16 protein-coding genes are annotated in these 16,726 nt (G+C 63.4%); 5 read left to right on the top strand and 11 right to left on the bottom strand.

Annotation, left to right across the window (positions count from 1 at the left end):
- Positions 1-458: 458 nt before the first annotated feature.
- A complete protein-coding gene (gene alr / locus IEX16_RS02700; RefSeq protein ID WP_188706364.1) occupies positions 459-1,556 on the bottom strand; it encodes an alanine racemase in 1,098 nt (365 codons plus the stop codon).
- A gap of 186 nt (positions 1,557-1,742) precedes the next feature.
- On the opposite strand from alr, the gene lplT reads away from it, so the two are divergent.
- From lplT to IEX16_RS02715, 3 genes are all read left to right on the top strand, one after another.
- On the top strand, positions 1,743-3,023 hold the full coding sequence (lplT, locus tag IEX16_RS02705) for a lysophospholipid transporter LplT (RefSeq protein WP_188706366.1): 1,281 nt from the start codon (positions 1,743-1,745) through the stop codon (positions 3,021-3,023).
- Positions 3,024-3,087: 64 nt separating this feature from the next.
- The gene (locus tag IEX16_RS02710) at positions 3,088-3,969 is read left to right on the top strand and encodes a DMT family transporter (RefSeq protein ID WP_188706368.1); all 882 of its coding nucleotides are present in this window, start codon (positions 3,088-3,090) and stop codon (positions 3,967-3,969) included.
- A gap of 53 nt (positions 3,970-4,022) precedes the next feature.
- Positions 4,023-4,508 (top strand): glutathione peroxidase, encoded by a 486-nt coding sequence (locus tag IEX16_RS02715; protein ID WP_188706371.1) that lies wholly within the window; start codon positions 4,023-4,025, stop codon positions 4,506-4,508.
- Here IEX16_RS02715 and IEX16_RS02720 read toward each other — a convergent pair.
- On the bottom strand, positions 4,438-5,625 hold the full coding sequence (locus IEX16_RS02720) for an acyltransferase family protein (protein WP_188706374.1): 1,188 nt from the start codon (positions 5,623-5,625) through the stop codon (positions 4,438-4,440). The two genes, IEX16_RS02715 and IEX16_RS02720, sit on opposite strands and share 71 nt — an antisense overlap.
- A 171-nt stretch (positions 5,626-5,796) precedes the next feature.
- Between IEX16_RS02720 and IEX16_RS02725 the strand changes: the two genes are divergently transcribed.
- Positions 5,797-6,660: a LytTR family DNA-binding domain-containing protein gene (locus IEX16_RS02725; protein ID WP_188706376.1), complete on the top strand. Its 864-nt coding sequence runs from the start codon at positions 5,797-5,799 to the stop codon at positions 6,658-6,660.
- Positions 6,661-6,669: 9 nt separating this feature from the next.
- Here IEX16_RS02725 and glcF read toward each other — a convergent pair whose 3' ends face one another.
- The 7 genes from glcF to IEX16_RS02760 all read right to left on the bottom strand — a co-directional run bounded on the left by glcF (position 6,670) and on the right by IEX16_RS02760 (position 13,814).
- Complete coding sequence (gene glcF, locus IEX16_RS02730) at positions 6,670-7,902, bottom strand: glycolate oxidase subunit GlcF (protein ID WP_188706378.1); 1,233 nt, start codon at positions 7,900-7,902, stop codon at positions 6,670-6,672.
- 13 nt (positions 7,903-7,915) lie between these two features.
- Positions 7,916-9,013 (bottom strand): glycolate oxidase subunit GlcE, encoded by a 1,098-nt coding sequence (gene glcE / locus IEX16_RS02735; RefSeq protein WP_188706380.1) that lies wholly within the window; start codon positions 9,011-9,013, stop codon positions 7,916-7,918.
- 83 nt (positions 9,014-9,096) lie between these two features.
- On the bottom strand, positions 9,097-10,014 hold the full coding sequence (locus IEX16_RS02740) for an SMP-30/gluconolactonase/LRE family protein (RefSeq protein WP_188706382.1): 918 nt from the start codon (positions 10,012-10,014) through the stop codon (positions 9,097-9,099).
- Positions 10,011-10,877 (bottom strand): aldose 1-epimerase, encoded by an 867-nt coding sequence (locus IEX16_RS02745; protein WP_188706383.1) that lies wholly within the window; start codon positions 10,875-10,877, stop codon positions 10,011-10,013. The genes IEX16_RS02740 and IEX16_RS02745 overlap by 4 nt, the downstream gene beginning before the upstream one ends.
- Positions 10,878-11,136: 259 nt before the next feature.
- Positions 11,137-12,645, bottom strand: a complete 1,509-nt coding sequence (gene amt / locus IEX16_RS02750; RefSeq protein ID WP_188706385.1) for an ammonium transporter — start codon at positions 12,643-12,645, stop codon at positions 11,137-11,139.
- A 27-nt stretch (positions 12,646-12,672) separates the two neighbouring features.
- A complete protein-coding gene (glnK, locus tag IEX16_RS02755) occupies positions 12,673-13,011 on the bottom strand; it encodes a P-II family nitrogen regulator (protein WP_188706387.1) in 339 nt (112 codons plus the stop codon).
- A gap of 35 nt (positions 13,012-13,046) precedes the next feature.
- Positions 13,047-13,814, bottom strand: a complete 768-nt coding sequence (locus tag IEX16_RS02760) for a TorF family putative porin (protein WP_188706389.1) — start codon at positions 13,812-13,814, stop codon at positions 13,047-13,049.
- Between the two features lie 211 nt (positions 13,815-14,025).
- On the opposite strand from IEX16_RS02760, the gene IEX16_RS02765 reads away from it, so the two are divergent.
- Positions 14,026-15,561 (top strand): YifB family Mg chelatase-like AAA ATPase, encoded by a 1,536-nt coding sequence (locus tag IEX16_RS02765; protein ID WP_188706390.1) that lies wholly within the window; start codon positions 14,026-14,028, stop codon positions 15,559-15,561.
- Positions 15,562-15,584: 23 nt separating this feature from the next.
- Here IEX16_RS02765 and IEX16_RS02770 read toward each other — a convergent pair whose 3' ends face one another.
- On the bottom strand, positions 15,585-16,088 hold the full coding sequence (locus tag IEX16_RS02770) for an anthrone oxygenase family protein (RefSeq protein ID WP_188706392.1): 504 nt from the start codon (positions 16,086-16,088) through the stop codon (positions 15,585-15,587).
- 34 nt (positions 16,089-16,122) lie between these two features.
- The gene (locus IEX16_RS02775; protein ID WP_188706395.1) at positions 16,123-16,713 is read right to left on the bottom strand and encodes a Crp/Fnr family transcriptional regulator; all 591 of its coding nucleotides are present in this window, start codon (positions 16,711-16,713) and stop codon (positions 16,123-16,125) included.
- Between the last annotated feature and the right edge of the window lie 13 nt (positions 16,714-16,726).

The following is a 16,726-nucleotide window of genomic DNA, read 5'->3' on the forward strand; positions in this document are numbered from 1 at the left end:
TCGTTGGGATTCCCGTGCATGAAGCGCTGCGCGCTTCATGCACTCCGGATTCTTTCCCCGATTAGTTTGTTCCCCACCCGTCGGGCTGGGCCGAGGAGCGCAGCCGAAAATGGATCAGGGCGAGCGATTGTCTGAGCGCAGCGAGTTCGAGCTCGACCCCATTTTCAGCGAGCACCGCAGGTTGCCCCTGAGCGCAAGCGAAGGGGACCCAGACCATCGGGTCGCCTTTTTCTTTGCTTACTTTCTTTTTGGCGACGCAAAAAGAAAGTGAGTTGCCGCCGGGCAACCCCCGGCTTGTTGGAGGACCTGAAGCCTTGAGGCAAAGATGGCTTCGACAGGCTCAGCCCGAACGGTGCTCGGGGATTGCCCACATGGATCCCGGATCAAGTCCGGGATGACAGGCGGGAGATCCGAGCCCTTGTTCTGCCTCCACCGGTCCGGGGTGACAAGCCCGGAAACTAGTCCGTCACCACCACCGGCACCCGCAGCGCCAGTGCACACATCAGCTCATACCCCACCGTACCCGCCGCCCGCGCGATCTCATCGATGGACAACACCACGCCTGTGGCGGATTGCCCCCACAGCGTTACATCAGACCCGATGCCGGCCTCGGGCACCGGCGTCAGGTCCACCGTGAGCATGTCCATGCTGACCCGCCCAACCATCCGGCAGCGCACACCGCCCACCAGCACCGGTGTGCCGGTGGTGCAGTGCCGGGGGTAACCGTCGGCATAACCGCAGGCCAAGACACCGATGCGCAGTGGGCCGTCGGCGGTGAAGCTGGAGCCGTAACCTACCGTGTCGCCGGCCACCAGGTTCTGCACGCCGATGATTTTTGACGCCAGTGTCATGGTCGGCAGCAAGCCCCAGTCGGTGGCACTGTGTTCAGGAAAGTCGGGCGAGCTGCCGTACACAGCAATGCCCGGTCGTACCCAGTCGGATTTTTCCCCGATGGCCGCACCATGGCGCAGGGCGGCGGCACTGTTGCTCAGCGTGCGTTCACCGGGCAGGTCATGCGTGGCAGCTTCAAAGGCCTGGAGTTGCGCGGCAATGCCCTTGGTGCCGTCGGCGTCACTGAAGTGCGTCATCAGCGAGATTTCTTCGACTTGCGGCAAGGCGTTGAGCCGCGTCCACGCGGCGCGGTAGCGCGCGGGCGTGAAACCCAGGCGGTTCATGCCCGAGTTCATTTTCAGGAACACCCGGTGCGGCAACTGGGTCTTGTGCGTGGCCAGCATGTCAATCTGTTCGTCGCAGTGCACTGTGTGCCACAGGCCAAGGCGTGAACACAGTTCAAGGTCGCGCAACTCAAAGCAGCCTTCCAGCAGCAGGATGGGGCCGCGCCAGTCCAGCGCGCGCATGCGCCGCGCCTCGTCCAGATCCAGCAGGGCAAAACCGTCGGCACCGCGCAGGCCTTCAAACGCCCGTTCGATGCCGTGGCCGTAGGCATTGGCTTTGACCACTGCCCAGACCCGCGCGTCCGGCGCTGCCGCGCGCACGCGCGCCAGATTGTGGCCAAGCGCGGCGGTGTGGATGGTGGAGAGAATCGGACGGGGCATGGCAAGGGGCTGGGTGGGACGGAGGGAGGGAGGGCGGCGCCACGGGTTAACACAGGGAATGCAAGGTCAATTTATGGATTTTGCCAGCTTGCCGCGTGCTATAAACCTTGATCGTCAGGAGACATTCACTTTATCTTGTGGCATCAGCCAGCCTGCTGCATTCACAATGGCGACCAAAACAGTTTAATGAAGCGCGGTTTTTACACCATCATGGCGGCCCAGTTTTTCAGCTCGTTGGCTGATAATGCGCTGTTCGTCGCCGCCGTCGAGTTGCTCCGAACCGGGGGTGCGCCCAAATGGCAGCCGGCCGCGCTGGTTCCCATGTTTGCGCTGTTTTATGTGGTGCTCGCGCCTTTTGTCGGCGCTTTTGCCGACGCGCAGCCCAAGGGCAAGGTGATGTTCATCAGCAACGCCATCAAGGTGGTCGGCTGCCTGATGATGCTGTTCGGCACGCACCCGCTGCTGGCCTATGCGATTGTCGGCCTGGGCGCCGCCGCCTATTCTCCAGCCAAGTACGGCATCCTGACCGAACTGCTGCCGGCCTCGCAACTGGTCAAGGCCAACGGCTGGATCGAGGGCCTGACGATTGCCTCCATCATTCTTGGCGTGTTGCTGGGTGGCCAACTGGTCGGCCATTCCGTATCGCACCTGCTGCTGACCTTTGACTTCCCAATTTTCGCCACCGGCATCGACTCCCCGCCTGAAGCCGCCATCTGCGCACTGATTTTGCTGTACGCGCTGGCCGCCTGGTTCAACACACGCATCCCGCACACCGGTGTTGAAATGCGTGCCATGCCGCGCAACAAGCTTGAGCTGTTGCCCGACTTCTGGAACTGCAATTCGGCGCTGTGGCGCGACAAGCTCGGACAGATCTCGCTGGCCACCACCACCTTGTTCTGGGGCGTCTCTGGCAACCTGCGTTACATCGTGCTGGCCTGGAGTGCCGCGGCGCTGGGCTATAGCACCACGCAGGCTTCCTCGCTGGTTGGCGTGGTGGCCATAGGCACCGCTTTTGGCGCCATCCTGGCGTCGATGCGTATGCGGCTGGAGCACGCAACCATGGTGATGCCGCTGGGCATTGCCATGGGTGTGCTGGTGATTTTGATGAACTTCATCAACAACGTCTGGGTGGCTGCGCCCTTCCTGATTTTGCTGGGCGGTCTGGGCGGCTTCCTGGTGGTGCCGATGAACGCCCTGCTGCAGCACCGCGGCCACAACCTGATGGGCGCCGGCCGCTCGATTGCTGTGCAGAACTTCAACGAGCAGGCCTGCATCCTGGCACTGGGCGCCGGTTACAGCCTGTCCACCGGCATGGGCCTGTCGGCCTTCGGCGCCATCACCACCTTTGGCGTGGTGGTCGCGGGCTTCATGTGGCTGATCCAGCGCTGGCACAAGAGCAATTGCATCAAGCACAAAGAGCAGCTTGAACACCTGCTGAGTATCGCGCGCAGCGACAAGTCGCACTGATGCGGGACGGCGCGATGGTTCATGCGCCTGCGCGCAGCTTTCAGCCTATGGCCGGGGTGGCACGGTGAGCCCCCGCGCCACCGCACTAGCCATCGGCGCCCTGGTCTGCAATGCTTTCGTCTGGGGCGTGTCCTGGTGGCCGTTTCGCGAACTGCAGTCCATGGGCCTGCACCCGCTTTGGTCCACCGCGCTGATCTACTTCTTCTGCCTGGCCTGCATCTCGGCATGGCGACCCGGCGGCTGGCGCAGCTTCGCGCAGCATCCGCAGCTCTGGTGGCTGGCCGTCGCCGCCGGCCTGACCAATGTCGGCTTCAACTGGGCCGTCACCGTCGGCGATGTGGTGCGCGTGGTGCTGCTGTTTTACCTGATGCCGGCGTGGTCGGTGCTGTTAGCCTGGGCGGTGCTGGGCGAGCAACCGACACGCGCTTCGCTGCTGCGCCTGATGCTGGCCATGGCCGGCGTGCTGATCGTGCTCAAGGAGCCCACGTCACCCTGGCCGTTGCCGCAGGACGCGGCAGACTGGCTGGCGCTGATGGGTGGGCTCAGTTTCGCCGGAACCAATGTGATGCTCCGCAAGCTGGAGTACACGCCCAGCGCGTCGCGCATGATGGCCATGTTCGGTGGCGGCGCGATGCTGGCCACCGGCGCGGCGTTGCTGGGTCTGGCCGGCGGCATCGTGAGCGTACCGCTGTGGAGCGGCGCCTGGCTGCCGGTGGCGCTGGGCCTGAGCCTGGCCTTCCTGGTCAGCAACATGGCGCTGCAATATGGCGCGGCGCGACTGGCCGCCAGCACCACAGCGATTGTGATGTTGACCGAAATCCTGTTTGCCAGCGCGTCCGCCGCCCTGCTGGGTGCGGCCGAGTTCAGCCCGCGCACCTTGCTGGGCGGAAGCCTGATCGTGCTGGCTGCCTTGCTGGCGGCGCTCGCTCCGGCTCCGCAGAAATAGCCCCCGCGATTCGCTCGCTGCAGTACAGTGACAGATCCAATCATGAGGACACCATGAGCAGCATTTACGACTTCCAAGCCCAGCAGATCAACGGGCAGGACATTTCGCTGTCAGAATACCGCGGCAAGGTCATGCTGATCGTCAATACCGCCAGCAAGTGCGGCTTCACACCGCAGTTCGGCGGGCTGCAGGAGCTGCACAAGGCCTACACCGGCAAGGGCCTGGTGGTGCTGGGTTTCCCGTGCAACCAGTTTGGCTCGCAGGATCCCGGCGCTGACGGTGAAATCGCCGAGTTCTGCCAGGTCAACTACGGCGTGAGTTTTCCGATGATGGGCAAGATCGATGTCAACGGTCCGGCCGCGCATCCGCTGTACAAGTGGCTGTCTTCCGAAGCGCCCGGCCTGCTGGGTAGCAAGTCCATCAAGTGGAATTTCACCAAATTTCTGGTGGGCAAGGACGGCCAGGTGATCAGGCGTTATGCGCCGACGGACAAGCCGGCCGACCTGGCGAAAGACGTGGAAGCCGCGTTGAACGCTTGAGCCCGAACAGCGGCCGCAGCCAGGGCGTGCGGCGCACGCAGCCAGTCAGCGCCCAGCAAGCGAGCACCGTGCCCGCCACCAGCAAAACCGGCTCTTGCACGGGTCCCAGCCGCAGCGGCGCCAGCCACCAGACCCCCACGATGATGAGGGTTTGGTGCAGCACATACCAGGGATAGACCGACTCGTTGGCCCAGGGCAGCCAGCGCCAGGGGTGATTGAGCGTCACATGGGCCAAGCCGAGAATGGCCAGCAGCGCCGTCCACACATGCAGGTCAGCGATCAGGCGCAGCAACTGGCGCGGCACGGCCAGCCCGGCCGGTAGCGCGCGCAGTCCCATGTAGAGCGCCAGCAATGCCAGGGCGATACCCAGCGACGGCCAGCGCAACCGGGCCGTCTCAGCCCACCAGTGTGGGTCCGTCCCTATCCACCAGCCGTAGAGAAACAGCGTGAAATACACCGCGTGCAGCCAGCCGTCGCCGATCAGGTCATATGTGGGCGGAAAATGCGGCCAGAGCAACAGCGACCAGGCCATCAGCGGCAAAGCCGGCACGATCAGCAGCGCAGTACCCCGCAAGCGTGTAAAAGCACTGCGCAGGCGCTGCCCGGCGACCAACTGCAGCATGGGGAGCAGCACTATCAGCACGCTGGTGTAAAGCCACAGATAAGGCAGGTACCAGAGGTGGTTCCAGGTCATGCCGAAGTCCGAGCCGTCAAACGCATTTTTCGGCCAGGGTCCACCGGTGGCGTAACGCAGCAGGAAAGCGCCGAATCCCGGCGCGATGCTGCCGTTGGCCACACCCTGTGCATAGGCCTGGAAGGGAACCACCACCGCCATGCCAAATACCAGTGGCAACAAAAGCCGCCAGCTGCGCGAGCGCAGCAGGGCCAGCCGGCTCTGGCCACGCTGCAGAAAGCCGAGCGCCAGTCCTGAGATCAGGAAAACCAGGTCCATGCGCCACAAATTGAGCGCCCGCATCGGCATTTGCAGCCATTCAGCCGCATGCGGGCTTTTTATGTGCCAGTGCCAGCCGGCCACGTAATACATGGCCACGTGGTAGAGAATGACGAGGGCAAAAGCCAGAGCGCGCAAGGCGTCAATATCGTGGCGGCGGTTCATGGGTTTCTCCTGAAAGCAAACATCGCAAACGGTCGCGATTTTTACGCCCATGCTGCCGCCCGGGTGAAGGCATGGGACGGGTACCGGGGGTTTTGTGACGGGTGGTGGCCGGCTGGGGACGAAAAATGGCGGCGCTTCCCCCAAGGCCTGTCAAGGCTCTAGACTGACGCCATGTCAGACAAAACAAGCACCTGGCTGGCGCGTTACCAGCCCTGGCGCCGCCGCGCCGAAGTCGGCTTCTGGGTGCTCGTGCTGACAATTCAGATGCTGGCCAACAGCATCACAACCTGGATAGACCTGCGCACCGCACCCTTTGTCCAGCCCCTGGCCTGGGAGCTGTCGAGCAACCTGACCGTCGGTTTGCTGATTCCGGTTCTGATTGCGTTTGAACGGCGCTTTCCCCTGCGCTGGGACACGCTGGGCCGCAACCTGCCCTGGCACCTGGCCGGCACACTGATGTTCTGCGCCGCCCATGTGCTGGTGATGGTGGCCCTGCGCAAGGCGGCTTATGCGGCCGCAGGCGCCAGCTACACCACTGGCTACTGGATCAGCGTGTTCGGCTACGAGTACCTCAAGGACGTGCGCAGTTATGTGCTGATTCTTGGCGCCGTGCTCGGCTACCGCCTGCTGCTGCGGCGGCTACAGGGCGAAGCGCGGCTGCTTGATGCCCCCGAAACGGCGCCCGGCGTACCGCCCTCCGGCACCCCGCCGGCGCGGCCCGAGCGTTTTCTGGTGCGCAAGCTGCGCAGTGAATTCCTGATTGCTGCGGCGGACATTGAATGGCTGCAGGCCCAGGGCAACTACGTCGGCATCCACGTCAACGGCCACGATTACCTGCTGCGCTCCACCCTGGCGGACTTCCTGGGCCAGCTGGACCCGGCCCGCTTCGTCCAGGTGCACCGCAGCTACGCTGTCAACCTGGACCGCGTGGCTGAGATAGCGCCGCTCGACAGCGGCGACGCCCGCCTGCACATGAAAGACGGCAGCCAGGTCGCCTGCAGCCGGCGCTACCGCGAGGCACTGGGCCGCAACTGACTGCCAACTTCAGTTGAGGCTTGGGGTCAGGGCGTCGTCAAGCACTTCCACCCAGTGCCGCACCGGCGTGGCCGTGCCACTTTGCAAATGGGTGATGCAACCGATGTTGGCCGACACAATCACCTCGGGTTTGATAGCCCCCAGATGGCCTAGCTTGCGGTCGCGCAACTGCGTCGCAATCTCCGGGTTGAGCACCGAGTAGGTGCCGGCCGAGCCGCAGCACAGATGTGCTTCGTTCGGCGATGTGCTGATCCTGAAGCCGAGTTCGTTCAGGTATTTTTCAACGCCACCGCGCAATTGCTGGCCGTGCTGCAGCGTGCAGGGCGGGTGAAAGGCAATATTGCCGGCCTGGGCCGACACCTTCGCACGCAGCGGCGCCACCAGCTCGGGCAGCAGCTCGCTGAGGTCGCGCGTGAGGCCGCTGATACGTGCCGCTTTTGCCGCATAGGCCGCATCCTGCTTCAGGTGGTAGCCGTACTCCTTGACGGTCACGCCACAGCCCGATGCATTCATGACGATGGCCTCGACCCCGCTTTCCACAAACGGCCACCACGCATCAATGTTGTTCTTCATCTCGGCCTTGCCGCCGTCCTGGTCGTTCAGATGAAACTTGACGGCACCGCAACAACCGGCTTTCGGCGCCAGCACGGTCTGGATGCCGGCGGCGTCAAGCACGCGCGCAGTGGCCGAATTGATGTTGGGCATCATGGCCGGTTGCACACAACCCGCCAGCATCAACACCTTGCGCGGGTGCTCGCGCTGGGGCCAGACTCCGGCCGGCTGCGGCGCCGGCACCTTGGCTTGCAGTGCCGCAGGCAGCAGGCTGCGCACGGACTGGCCGACTTTCATGGCAGGTGCAAACAGCGGCGAAGGCAGCCCCTCCTTGAGCGCCCAGCGCAGAGCCTTCTCCCTGGCCGGGCGCGGCACACGTTCATCCACCAGCTTGCGGCCGATGTCGATCAGGTGGCCGTACTGCACACCGCTGGGGCAGGTGGTTTCGCAATTGCGGCAGGTCAGGCAGCGGTCCAGGTGCATCTGCGTCTTGCGCGTCGGCACTTCACCTTCGAGCACCTGCTTGATCAGGTAGATGCGCCCGCGCGGCCCGTCGAGTTCATCACCGAGCAACTGGTAGGTGGGACAGGTCGCGGTGCAGAAACCGCAATGCACACACTTGCGCAAAATCGCCTCGGCGGCCTGGCCGTCGGCGCTGTTTTTGAATTCGGGGGCGAGGTGGGTTTGCATCAGAAGTCAGGCGTCAAAAGTCCGGGTAGAGTCGACCGCGATTGAAAATTCCGGCCGGATCGAACTCTTGCTTGAGCTGGCGGTGAATCCGGTTCAGCGGCGGTTTCAGGGTACCAAATCGGCCTTCATCCCTTGTCGGACGGGCGTCATCAGCTATAAAAAGCGTAGCGCTTCCACCCACGGCGGCGGCGGCTGCGCGCAGGCGAGATGCATCTTCGGACATGGCACGCACCCAGCGCAAGCCGCCATGCCACTCGACCAGTGGCGGCTCAGGCAGGTCCAGCAACGGCGCCGTTTGCGGCACCGACAGGCGCCACAGCTCACGCGTCCCGCGCTCCAGGAACCACGGCAGCTGCTGGTCGCGGCACAGGGTCCAGTCGGGCGCGGTGGCCGCGTTATCCTGGCGCTCGCCGCCGAGTGATTTGCAAGCAGCCTCCACCGCCGCGACAGCGCCGCGCAGTCGCAGGTACAGCGTCGGGGCTCCGGCATCGTCGACCCAGCAACTGGCGTTGAGCGGCAGCGGTTTCCCACCCCAGGTGTTGAGTTGCGCCAGTGCTTCAGCCTGGCTCATATGAAATTTCAGCGTGGCCTCGGCCGGAGCCAACGGCAACACCTTGAGGCTGAGCTCGCTGATCAGGCCCAGTGTGCCGAGCGCGCCGCACATCAGGCGCGAGACGTCGTAACCGGCGACGTTTTTCATGACCTGGCCGCCAAAAGTCAGCAGCTCAGCCTTGCCGTTAAGCAAGGTCACCCCCAGCACGTAGTCGCGCACCGCGCCCACACTGGCACGCGCCGGACCGCTCAATCCGGACGCCACCATGCCTCCCACGGTCGCGCCGCCCGCGAAATGTGGCGGTTCAAACGGCAGGCACTGGCCGCGTTCGGCCAGCACGGCCTCGAGTTCGGCGAGCGGCGTTCCAGCGCGCACGGTGACCACCAGCTCACTGGGCTCGTAACTCGTGATGCCAGACAGCGGCGTGGTGTCCAGCAATTCGCCGGTGGACGCCTCACCGTAAAAATCCTTGCTGCCACCGCCGCGTATGCGCAGGGCGGTACCGGCTGCTGCGGCCTCCCGCACCTGGTCGGTGATCAATTGAAGCGCTGAATCCATGATGCTTGAATGGTAAGTCGGCCCAGTGCGGGCCTGTTTGATTTTTTTGAACGGTGGCCGTTCCGTTTTTTACGCTGGTACCGTCAACCGGCAAAGAAGCTGACTGGCAGGCCGGGCACATCGACGCGCAGGGACAACACGGCACCCGACAAGGGCATGGCCTGCAGTTCTGCGGCCGGCCGACCGTGGCGCGCGCTGGTCAGGTACAGGGTCTGCAGGTCGTCGCCACCGAAACACACCATGGTCGGGCACATCATCGGGGTCGCGATGTCATCCAGCAGTTCCCCTGCGGGAGACAATTTGAGCACGCGCGCGCCTTCAAACATCGCCACCCAGTAGTTGCCCTGGCTGTCCACAGCCGCGCCGTCGGGCCGGCCGCCATAACCGGGCTGACCAGTCTGCCAGCCCGCCGGTTTGAAGGGGAACTGCATGAACACGCGCGGGCTGGACAGCACATTGCCGGCCGCGTCCCAGTCCCAGGCGCGGATCACATGGGCGGTGGTGTCGGACCAGTACAGCGTGCGGCTATCCAGCGACCAGGCCAGGCCGTTGCCGACGGTTGCGTCGCCCGCCATACGCTCCAGCGCGCCACCTTGCAGGCAAAACAACGCCGCTTGGCGCGCATCGCGTGGCTCGTAGATGGTGCTGGCCCAAAAGCGGCCCAATGGGTCGCACTTGCCGTCGTTGAAACGGGTGGTCGCGCTGTCATGGCCTGCCGCCGCGAGTGCTTCCAACGCCCCGCCCCAGCTTTGTGCGCGGTAGATGCCGTCGCGCAGCGCGATCACCAGCCCGCCGCCGGCCGCCGGTGCGATGCAGCCGGGCTCCAGATCATGCGGCGCCGTCATGGACCAGTTTTCCACCGTGCCCATGAACACATTGCTGCGGTGAATGGTTTTTCCGGGAATGTCGACCCAGTACAGCAGTTGTTCCTGTGGGTGCCAGAACGGCGACTCACCGACCTCGCAAGGCGCCTTTGAAACCACCTGCCAGGCCGCACTCACCGCGCGTGCTCCACCTGGATGCTCATTTGCGCGCTCATTGATTCACCCGGCGCCAGCACTTCCAGCCCCAGGTCCTCGGCGCGTGCGGTACCGGCCTGCAACAGGTTGACAGCATTGTTGACATGGCTGACCGGCTCGATCGCCACAAAGTCGCGCGTCGCGTTGGTGAAGACCACCAGCCGGCTCAGGCTGGAGTGGATACGTGTGTGCAGCAACTCGTCGCGCAGGCTGACGCTGCCGGTCCAGCCGTCAAAACAATGGTCTACATCAAGGCCGCTGCAGTCGGTGTCCAGCCCGGCCGAAGGCTGACGATAGGTCGGCAATTTTTCGCCGCTCATTTCCCAGCGCCCGCTGGCCTCAAACGTGACATGGCTGGCCGCGCGCTTGACGAAGTAAGGGTGCCAGCCAAGCCCGGCCGGTGCGGGCACGGCCGACTGGTTGGTCATGCTGAGCGTCAGCTCCAGCACATCGCCGCGGATGCGAAAAGTCTGCGAGGCGTCAAAGGCGAACGGCCAGGCTGCGTCGGCGCGGTGTTCGCAAGCCAGCATCAGCAGATCATCGCCCTGATCAAGCACTTGCCAGGGCCGTTGCCAGCCCACCCCGTGGATGGCATGTGGCTCGGGTCCGTTGTTCTGCACCAGAGGGTGGCTGGTGCCCTGCCACTTGAGCGTGGCATGCCCGATCCGATTTGAAAAGGGTACCAGCGGGTAGCTGCCCGAAAGGCGGACGGTGGCCAGTTCGGCCGCCGGCGTTGAGCGCAACACGGGTACATCGTCCAGCCACAGGCCGGCAATACAGCCGCCCAGCTCGGGCTTGATCTCGCAACGCAGTCGGGCGCCGGACAGGGTGATGGCAGGGCTCATGGCGCCATTGTGCATCGCAAACTGGGCCCCCATGTTCGTTCGCTTCGCGTAATTCCCTGCCCCCCGAGAGGGCGCTGCGCCTGCGGGCCGGCGAAGCCGTACCCGCGGCCCCTGCTTGCAAAGAGCTGCCTTCGCGGTTGCCTCTTCAGGGGAAAAAATGGCCCGCAGGAACCGAAGTTCTTGCGGGCCAAACATCCAAAGGAGACTCTCGTTATTCAGAATCCTGCCGCAGCTGCCGCAGCTGCGGCGTGTACCGGTGTTAGCGGCTGTAGGCGGTTTCGCCGTGGGAGGTGATGTCGAGGCCTTCGCGCTCGTCTTCCTCGCTGACACGCAGGCCGATGGTCAGGTCCACCACCTTGTAGGCGATGAAGGACACGACACCGGACCATACCAGGGTGATCAGGACCGCCTTGAGCTGAATCCAGACCTGGCCGACGATGGAGTAATCCGCTGCCGTGATCATGGTAGCCGTGACCCAGTCGGCCACGTAGCCAGGGCCGCCCAAGCTTGGCGAGTTGAACACGCCGGTCAGCAGCGCACCCACGATACCGCCAATGCCGTGTACGCCGAACACGTCCAGCGAGTCGTCTGCGCCCAACAATTTCTTCAGGCCGTTGACACCCCAGAGACAGGCGAAACCAGCGATCAGACCGATGACCAGGCCGCCGCCGATACCAACGTTACCGGCTGCCGGCGTAATGGCCACCAGGCCAGCAACAGCACCGGAGGCTGCACCCAGCATCGAGGCCTTGCCGCGCATCAGCGCTTCACCGACACACCAGGCCAGCACCGCGGCTGCCGTGGCACCCAGGGTGTTGATGAAGGCCAGGGCGGCGAAGCCGTTGGCTTCCAGGGCAGAGCCGGCGTTGAAACCGAACCAGCCCACCCACAGCAGGGCCGAACCGACCATGGTCAGTGTCAGGCTGTGAGGTGCCATGGCTTCCTTGCCGTAACCAATACGCTTGCCCACCATGTAGGCGCCCATCAGACCGGCGACTGCGGCGTTGATGTGCACGACAGTACCGCCGGCAAAATCAAGCGCACCCGACTGCCAGATGTAACCGGCCTTGGAAGTCATTTCGTCGACCACGCCAGCGGCGGTGTAGGCGTCAGGGCCCATCCAGAACCAGACCATATGGGCCATCGGGGCATAGCTGAAGGTGAACCAGATGACCATGAACATCAGCACAGCGGAGAACTTCATGCGTTCGGCGAAGGCGCCGACGATCAGTGCGCAGGTGATGCCGGCAAAGGTGGCCTGGAACGCTGCGAAGATGATCTCGGGAATCACAACGCCCTTGCTGAAGGTAGCGGCGTTGGCGAAGGTGCCGGCAGTGTTGTCCCAGACACCTTTCATGAACAGCCGGTCAAAGCCGCCAAAGAAGGCATTGCCCTCGGTGAACGCCAGGCTGTAACCGTAGATGAACCACAGCACCACGATCATCGAGAAGGTCACCATGACCTGCATCAGCACCGACAGCATGTTTTTGCTGCGCACCAGGCCGCCGTAGAAAAGCGCCAGGCCAGGGATGGTCATCAGGATGACCAGCATGGTCGAAACCATCATCCAGGCGGTGTCGCCCTTGTTAGGGACGGCAACGGGCGCAGCAGGTGCTGCGGCAGCGGCCGGTGCGGCCACAGCGGGGGTGGCTGCTGCAGCAGCAGGTGCTGCAGCTTCGGGCGCAGCAACAGGGGCCTGGGCCAGCACAGCGGCAGCGCCGCTGAACAGGCTTAAACCCAAAGCCAGGGAGGCAAGTAGTTTTTTCATATTGATGTCCTCTTGATGGGTAGAGCCTTACAGCGCTTCTTTGCCGGTCTCGCCGGTTCGGATGCGCACTACTTGCTCCAGGTTGTAGACGAAAATCTTGCCGTCGCCGATCTTGCCGGTGCGGGCTGCGCCTTCAACCGCTTCGATGACACGGTCAACGAGCTCGTCGGACACGGCCGCTTCGATCTTGACCTTGGGCAGAAAGTCGACGACGTATTCAGCACCGCGGTACAGCTCGGTGTGGCCCTTCTGGCGACCGAAGCCCTTGACTTCGGTCACGGTGATGCCCTGCACGCCAATACCGGACAGTGCTTCACGCACTTCGTCCAGCTTGAACGGTTTGATGATGGCCGTTACTAGTTTCATGAGTTCTCCTTTACCTCAGCGGATGCTGTGTTATTTCAGAAATTTTTCTTGATCGAGAACACCAGGCCGTCTTTGGCAAGGTCGCGGGTGCCGGAGCCTGGCAGCGTGTAAGGAGCGCCAAGGCCGTCGGTGCCAACGACGGCGAGACTGAAGATCAGGCCATCGATGTCCTTGTTGACTGCGACCGAGTAGTCGGTATAGGAGTTGCCGTTCTTGATCTTCTGCGCACCGATGTGCGGAACAATCGACCAGCCCGAGCCGAGGTCAAAGTTGGCACTCAGATCGAGGTAGCCGCTGTTCTTGCTGTTGGCCGTACCGAACAGGTTGGTGGTCGAGTGCGAATACTTGGCGGTGACGATGCCCAAGGTCAGGGCGCCGTACAGCTCGAAGGTGTTCGGGCTGACGAAACCGGGGGTCTTCTTCATGTTGTTGCCGGCGTACAGGTAGTACAGGCCACCGACGTCGTAACCCACGCCTTCGGCAAGGGAGCCTTTGTAGCCGCCGTAGAAATCGATTTCAACCGGGCCCTTGGTGGTGTTGGGGTTGGCGGTGGAATCCTTGATCCAGGTGATGCTCGAAGCCCAGGTGCCCAGGTAAAAGCCGCTGCTGTGCGCATAGTCAATGCCACCATTGATCGCAGGCTTTTTGCCCGATTGCGAAATTCCGCGATAGCGGTAGTCGGTGGTGGCACCGATGTTGTAAGACACTGTGGATTCCGGCGCGGGGGCTGCGGCTTGGGCAAAAGCACTGCCTGCTGCGAGGAAAGCTGCTGCGACGGCGATGTGGGTGGCTTTAAATTTCATCGATGGCTCCAAAGGTAAGTTGAAAGGACATGTTTCTTGATTACTGGTTTCCTTTAGCACGGAGCGTGCCAAAGTTTGTAGGCCTTGCGCTTGTTCGTCGTCGTATAACGGGGGTCCCGCGTTACAGTGAACTGGAATAGATACAAGATTGGCACCGATTTAGTGCGTCACTGAATGCGCATTTGTGGTGCATAAGGGAGAGAACCTAGCAATGAGCCTATCCTTAGTGCAAAGTCGTGCCCTGCTGGGCATGCAAGCGCATCCTGTGTGCGTCGAGGTGCACCTCGCCAACGGTCTGCCAAGCTTCACGCTGGTAGGCCTGGCCGAGACGGAAGTCAAGGAAGCACGTGAGCGCGTGCGCTCTGCCATCCAGAACACCGGGCTGGAGTTTCCCGGGAACAAACGCATCACGGTGAATCTGGCACCGGCTGATCTGCCCAAGGATTCTGGCCGCTTCGACCTGCCGATTGCGCTGGGCATCCTGGCGGCCAGTGGCCAGCTCGACACCCGCAAACTCAATGGTTACGAGTTCGCCGGCGAGCTGTCGCTGGGCGGCGAGTTACGCCCCATCCGCGGCGCGCTGGCCATGAGTCTGGCGCTGCCGGGACCGGATGCCGGCGCTGCCAAACCCAGACTTGTGCTGCCCGAAGGCAGCGCCGAAGAAGCCGCGCTGGTTCCGGGCACGGAGGTGTATCGCGCCACTCACCTGCTCGACGTGGTGCGCCAGTTTCTGCCGGGCGACACGCTGCCCGAAACCGTGGCAGGCTGGGAACGCTTGCAGCCCAGCGCAGCGCACAAAGAAGCGGCCTATCCTGACCTGTCGGATGTGAAGGGCCAGGCGGCGGCCAAACGAGCACTCGAAATTGCCGCAGCCGGCGGCCACAGCGTGCTCATGGTGGGCGCACCGGGTTCGGGCAAGTCCATGCTGGCGCAGCGCTTTGCGGGCCTGCTGCCGGCCATGAGCACCGAAGAAGCGCTGCAAAGCGCGGCGATAGCCTCGCTGGGCGGCCGCTTTTCGCTGGACCGCTGGGCCCAGCGCCCGACATGCTCGCCGCACCACACCGCCAGCGCCGTCGCGCTGGTCGGTGGCGGTTCACCGCCCAAGCCGGGTGAAATTTCGCTGGCCCATCACGGCGTTTTGTTTCTTGACGAGCTGCCGGAGTTTCCGCGTGCCGCGCTGGAGGCCCTGCGCGAACCACTGGAGTCGGGGACCATCACGATCTCTCGCGCGGCCCAGCGCGCCGAATTTCCAGCGCGTTTTCAGCTGATTGCCGCCATGAACCCCTGCCCCTGCGGGTATCTGGGCTCCTCGCTGCGCGCCTGCCGTTGCTCGCCCGACCAGGTCTCGCGATATCAGGGCAAGCTCAGCGGTCCATTGTTGGACCGCATCGACATACACGTGGAAGTGGGCGCGTTGGCGGCCGACGAGTTGATCAACACCCCGCCCGGCGAAAGCACCGCTGCGATCCGGCAACGCGTGGTCGCCGCGCGCGAACGGGCCATGACCCGCCAGGGCAGCAGCAATCACGCGCTGCAGGGCAAGGCCATCGACACCCAGTGTCAGCTTGATGAAGCCGCCGCGAAATTCCTGAACACGGCGGCGGCGCGACTGGGCTGGTCGGGCCGCAGCATTCACCGCTGTCTTAAAGTGGCGCGCACGGTAGCCGACCTGGCCGGCGCGCAGTCGGTCCAGCTCACGCATGTGGCTGAGGCGGTGCAGTACCGGCGGGCGCTCAAGGCACACTGATGCCCCGGAAAATATGGCGCCTCTCAGCTGGAACGTGCAGGGGTCCCATGCCCCCTCAGTGCCAATGCAAGCACTGACAGCACAAAGGCGGTCGCGCTTGCAGCGCTTCGCCACATGTTGGCCTGGCTCCATGCGCGTCGTGTGGGCTCCCAGTCGGAAGGCAAGGCGTCCGGGTTCCAGGACTCGGTGTAGGCGTTCAAAGGCAGGTTGACCTCACGGGTCAAAAAAATGATCCCTCCGACGTAAAGCAAAGCGGCTACAGCCAAACAGAGGTGCCAGCCACGGCGCTGCCAGTCCAGGGCGATCGCCAGAACACACCACAAGGGCGCCAAAAAGAAGAACACAAAAAAAAGGCTGTGCCGGACGTTCCGATTGAGCGAGGACTGCACGACCGCATAGGTCGCACCGTCCATTTGCTGGGTCGCAAAGTTGACGTTGAAACTGTAGGTACAGAAGAAGCCCGCCATGATGCCGAACCAGACAACGGCCAGGACATGAAAAGAGATGGAGGTGGGGGTATGTCTCATCGGTGCAGTATGAGACAGCTGCGGCCCGGCTCTCTTAACGCCGGATAAGCCCCAGGCTGGCGCGCACACGGGAAAGGGACACATCTGTCATGCCCAGCCAGGAGGCGAGGTGTTTCAAGGGGATTCGCTCACACCACATCGGCCGATTGACAAGCACCTGTTGATAACGCTGGCTCGCGTCAGACTGCAGGAATATGCGCTCGCGCCACATCTTTTCATCCAGCAGCCCCTGAAGAGCGCGCATTCGGAGTTCGGTCCAGGCCGCCTCACCCGCCATCTCCTTGTCGATCGTTGCATAAGGGATGGCGTGCACCCGCGTTGGCTCCAGTGCAGCCACAAAAAAAGAACTGTCCGTTTCACGCAGAGCAGAGGTGATGGGCCACAGCGGCTGCCCATCAGAGAAGAAGTTCTTGTTGGCTTCCACACCGTTCTGATCCAGGTAGTACAGCCTCAGCAGGCCGCTTTCTACCCACCAGAACTCGCTCCACCGCTCACCCGCCCGCAGCAGGATGTCTCCTTTTTCGAGACAACGCAGCCGTGCGCCCGTTGCCGCCCGCCGGAGGGCGGGATGCGGCGCATCAGGCATCAATGCCATCAGCCCTTCCAGCAGCAGGTGGTCACTCATGACGCCTTGGAAT

The organism is Polaromonas eurypsychrophila, assembly GCF_014641715.1.
Taxonomy (GTDB): domain Bacteria; phylum Pseudomonadota; class Gammaproteobacteria; order Burkholderiales; family Burkholderiaceae_C; genus Polaromonas; species Polaromonas eurypsychrophila.

Excerpts from the sequence above, each read along its gene's own strand:
- alr (WP_188706364.1), bottom strand. The coding sequence starts at position 1,556 with ATGCCCCGTCCGATTCTCTCCACCATCCACACCGCCGCGCTTGGCCAC.
- lplT (WP_188706366.1), top strand. The coding sequence starts at position 1,743 with ATGAAGCGCGGTTTTTACACCATCATGGCGGCCCAGTTTTTCAGCTCG.
- IEX16_RS02715 (WP_188706371.1), top strand. The coding sequence starts at position 4,023 with ATGAGCAGCATTTACGACTTCCAAGCCCAGCAGATCAACGGGCAGGAC.
- IEX16_RS02720 (WP_188706374.1), bottom strand. The coding sequence starts at position 5,625 with ATGAACCGCCGCCACGATATTGACGCCTTGCGCGCTCTGGCTTTTGCC.
- IEX16_RS02725 (WP_188706376.1), top strand. The coding sequence starts at position 5,797 with ATGTCAGACAAAACAAGCACCTGGCTGGCGCGTTACCAGCCCTGGCGC.
- glcF (WP_188706378.1), bottom strand. The coding sequence starts at position 7,902 with ATGCAAACCCACCTCGCCCCCGAATTCAAAAACAGCGCCGACGGCCAG.
- glcE (WP_188706380.1), bottom strand. The coding sequence starts at position 9,013 with ATGGATTCAGCGCTTCAATTGATCACCGACCAGGTGCGGGAGGCCGCA.
- IEX16_RS02745 (WP_188706383.1), bottom strand. The coding sequence starts at position 10,877 with ATGAGCCCTGCCATCACCCTGTCCGGCGCCCGACTGCGTTGCGAGATC.
- amt (WP_188706385.1), bottom strand. The coding sequence starts at position 12,645 with ATGAAAAAACTACTTGCCTCCCTGGCTTTGGGTTTAAGCCTGTTCAGC.
- glnK (WP_188706387.1), bottom strand. The coding sequence starts at position 13,011 with ATGAAACTAGTAACGGCCATCATCAAACCGTTCAAGCTGGACGAAGTG.
- IEX16_RS02760 (WP_188706389.1), bottom strand. The coding sequence starts at position 13,814 with ATGAAATTTAAAGCCACCCACATCGCCGTCGCAGCAGCTTTCCTCGCA.
- IEX16_RS02765 (WP_188706390.1), top strand. The coding sequence starts at position 14,026 with ATGAGCCTATCCTTAGTGCAAAGTCGTGCCCTGCTGGGCATGCAAGCG.
- IEX16_RS02770 (WP_188706392.1), bottom strand. The coding sequence starts at position 16,088 with ATGAGACATACCCCCACCTCCATCTCTTTTCATGTCCTGGCCGTTGTC.
- IEX16_RS02775 (WP_188706395.1), bottom strand. The coding sequence starts at position 16,713 with ATGAGTGACCACCTGCTGCTGGAAGGGCTGATGGCATTGATGCCTGAT.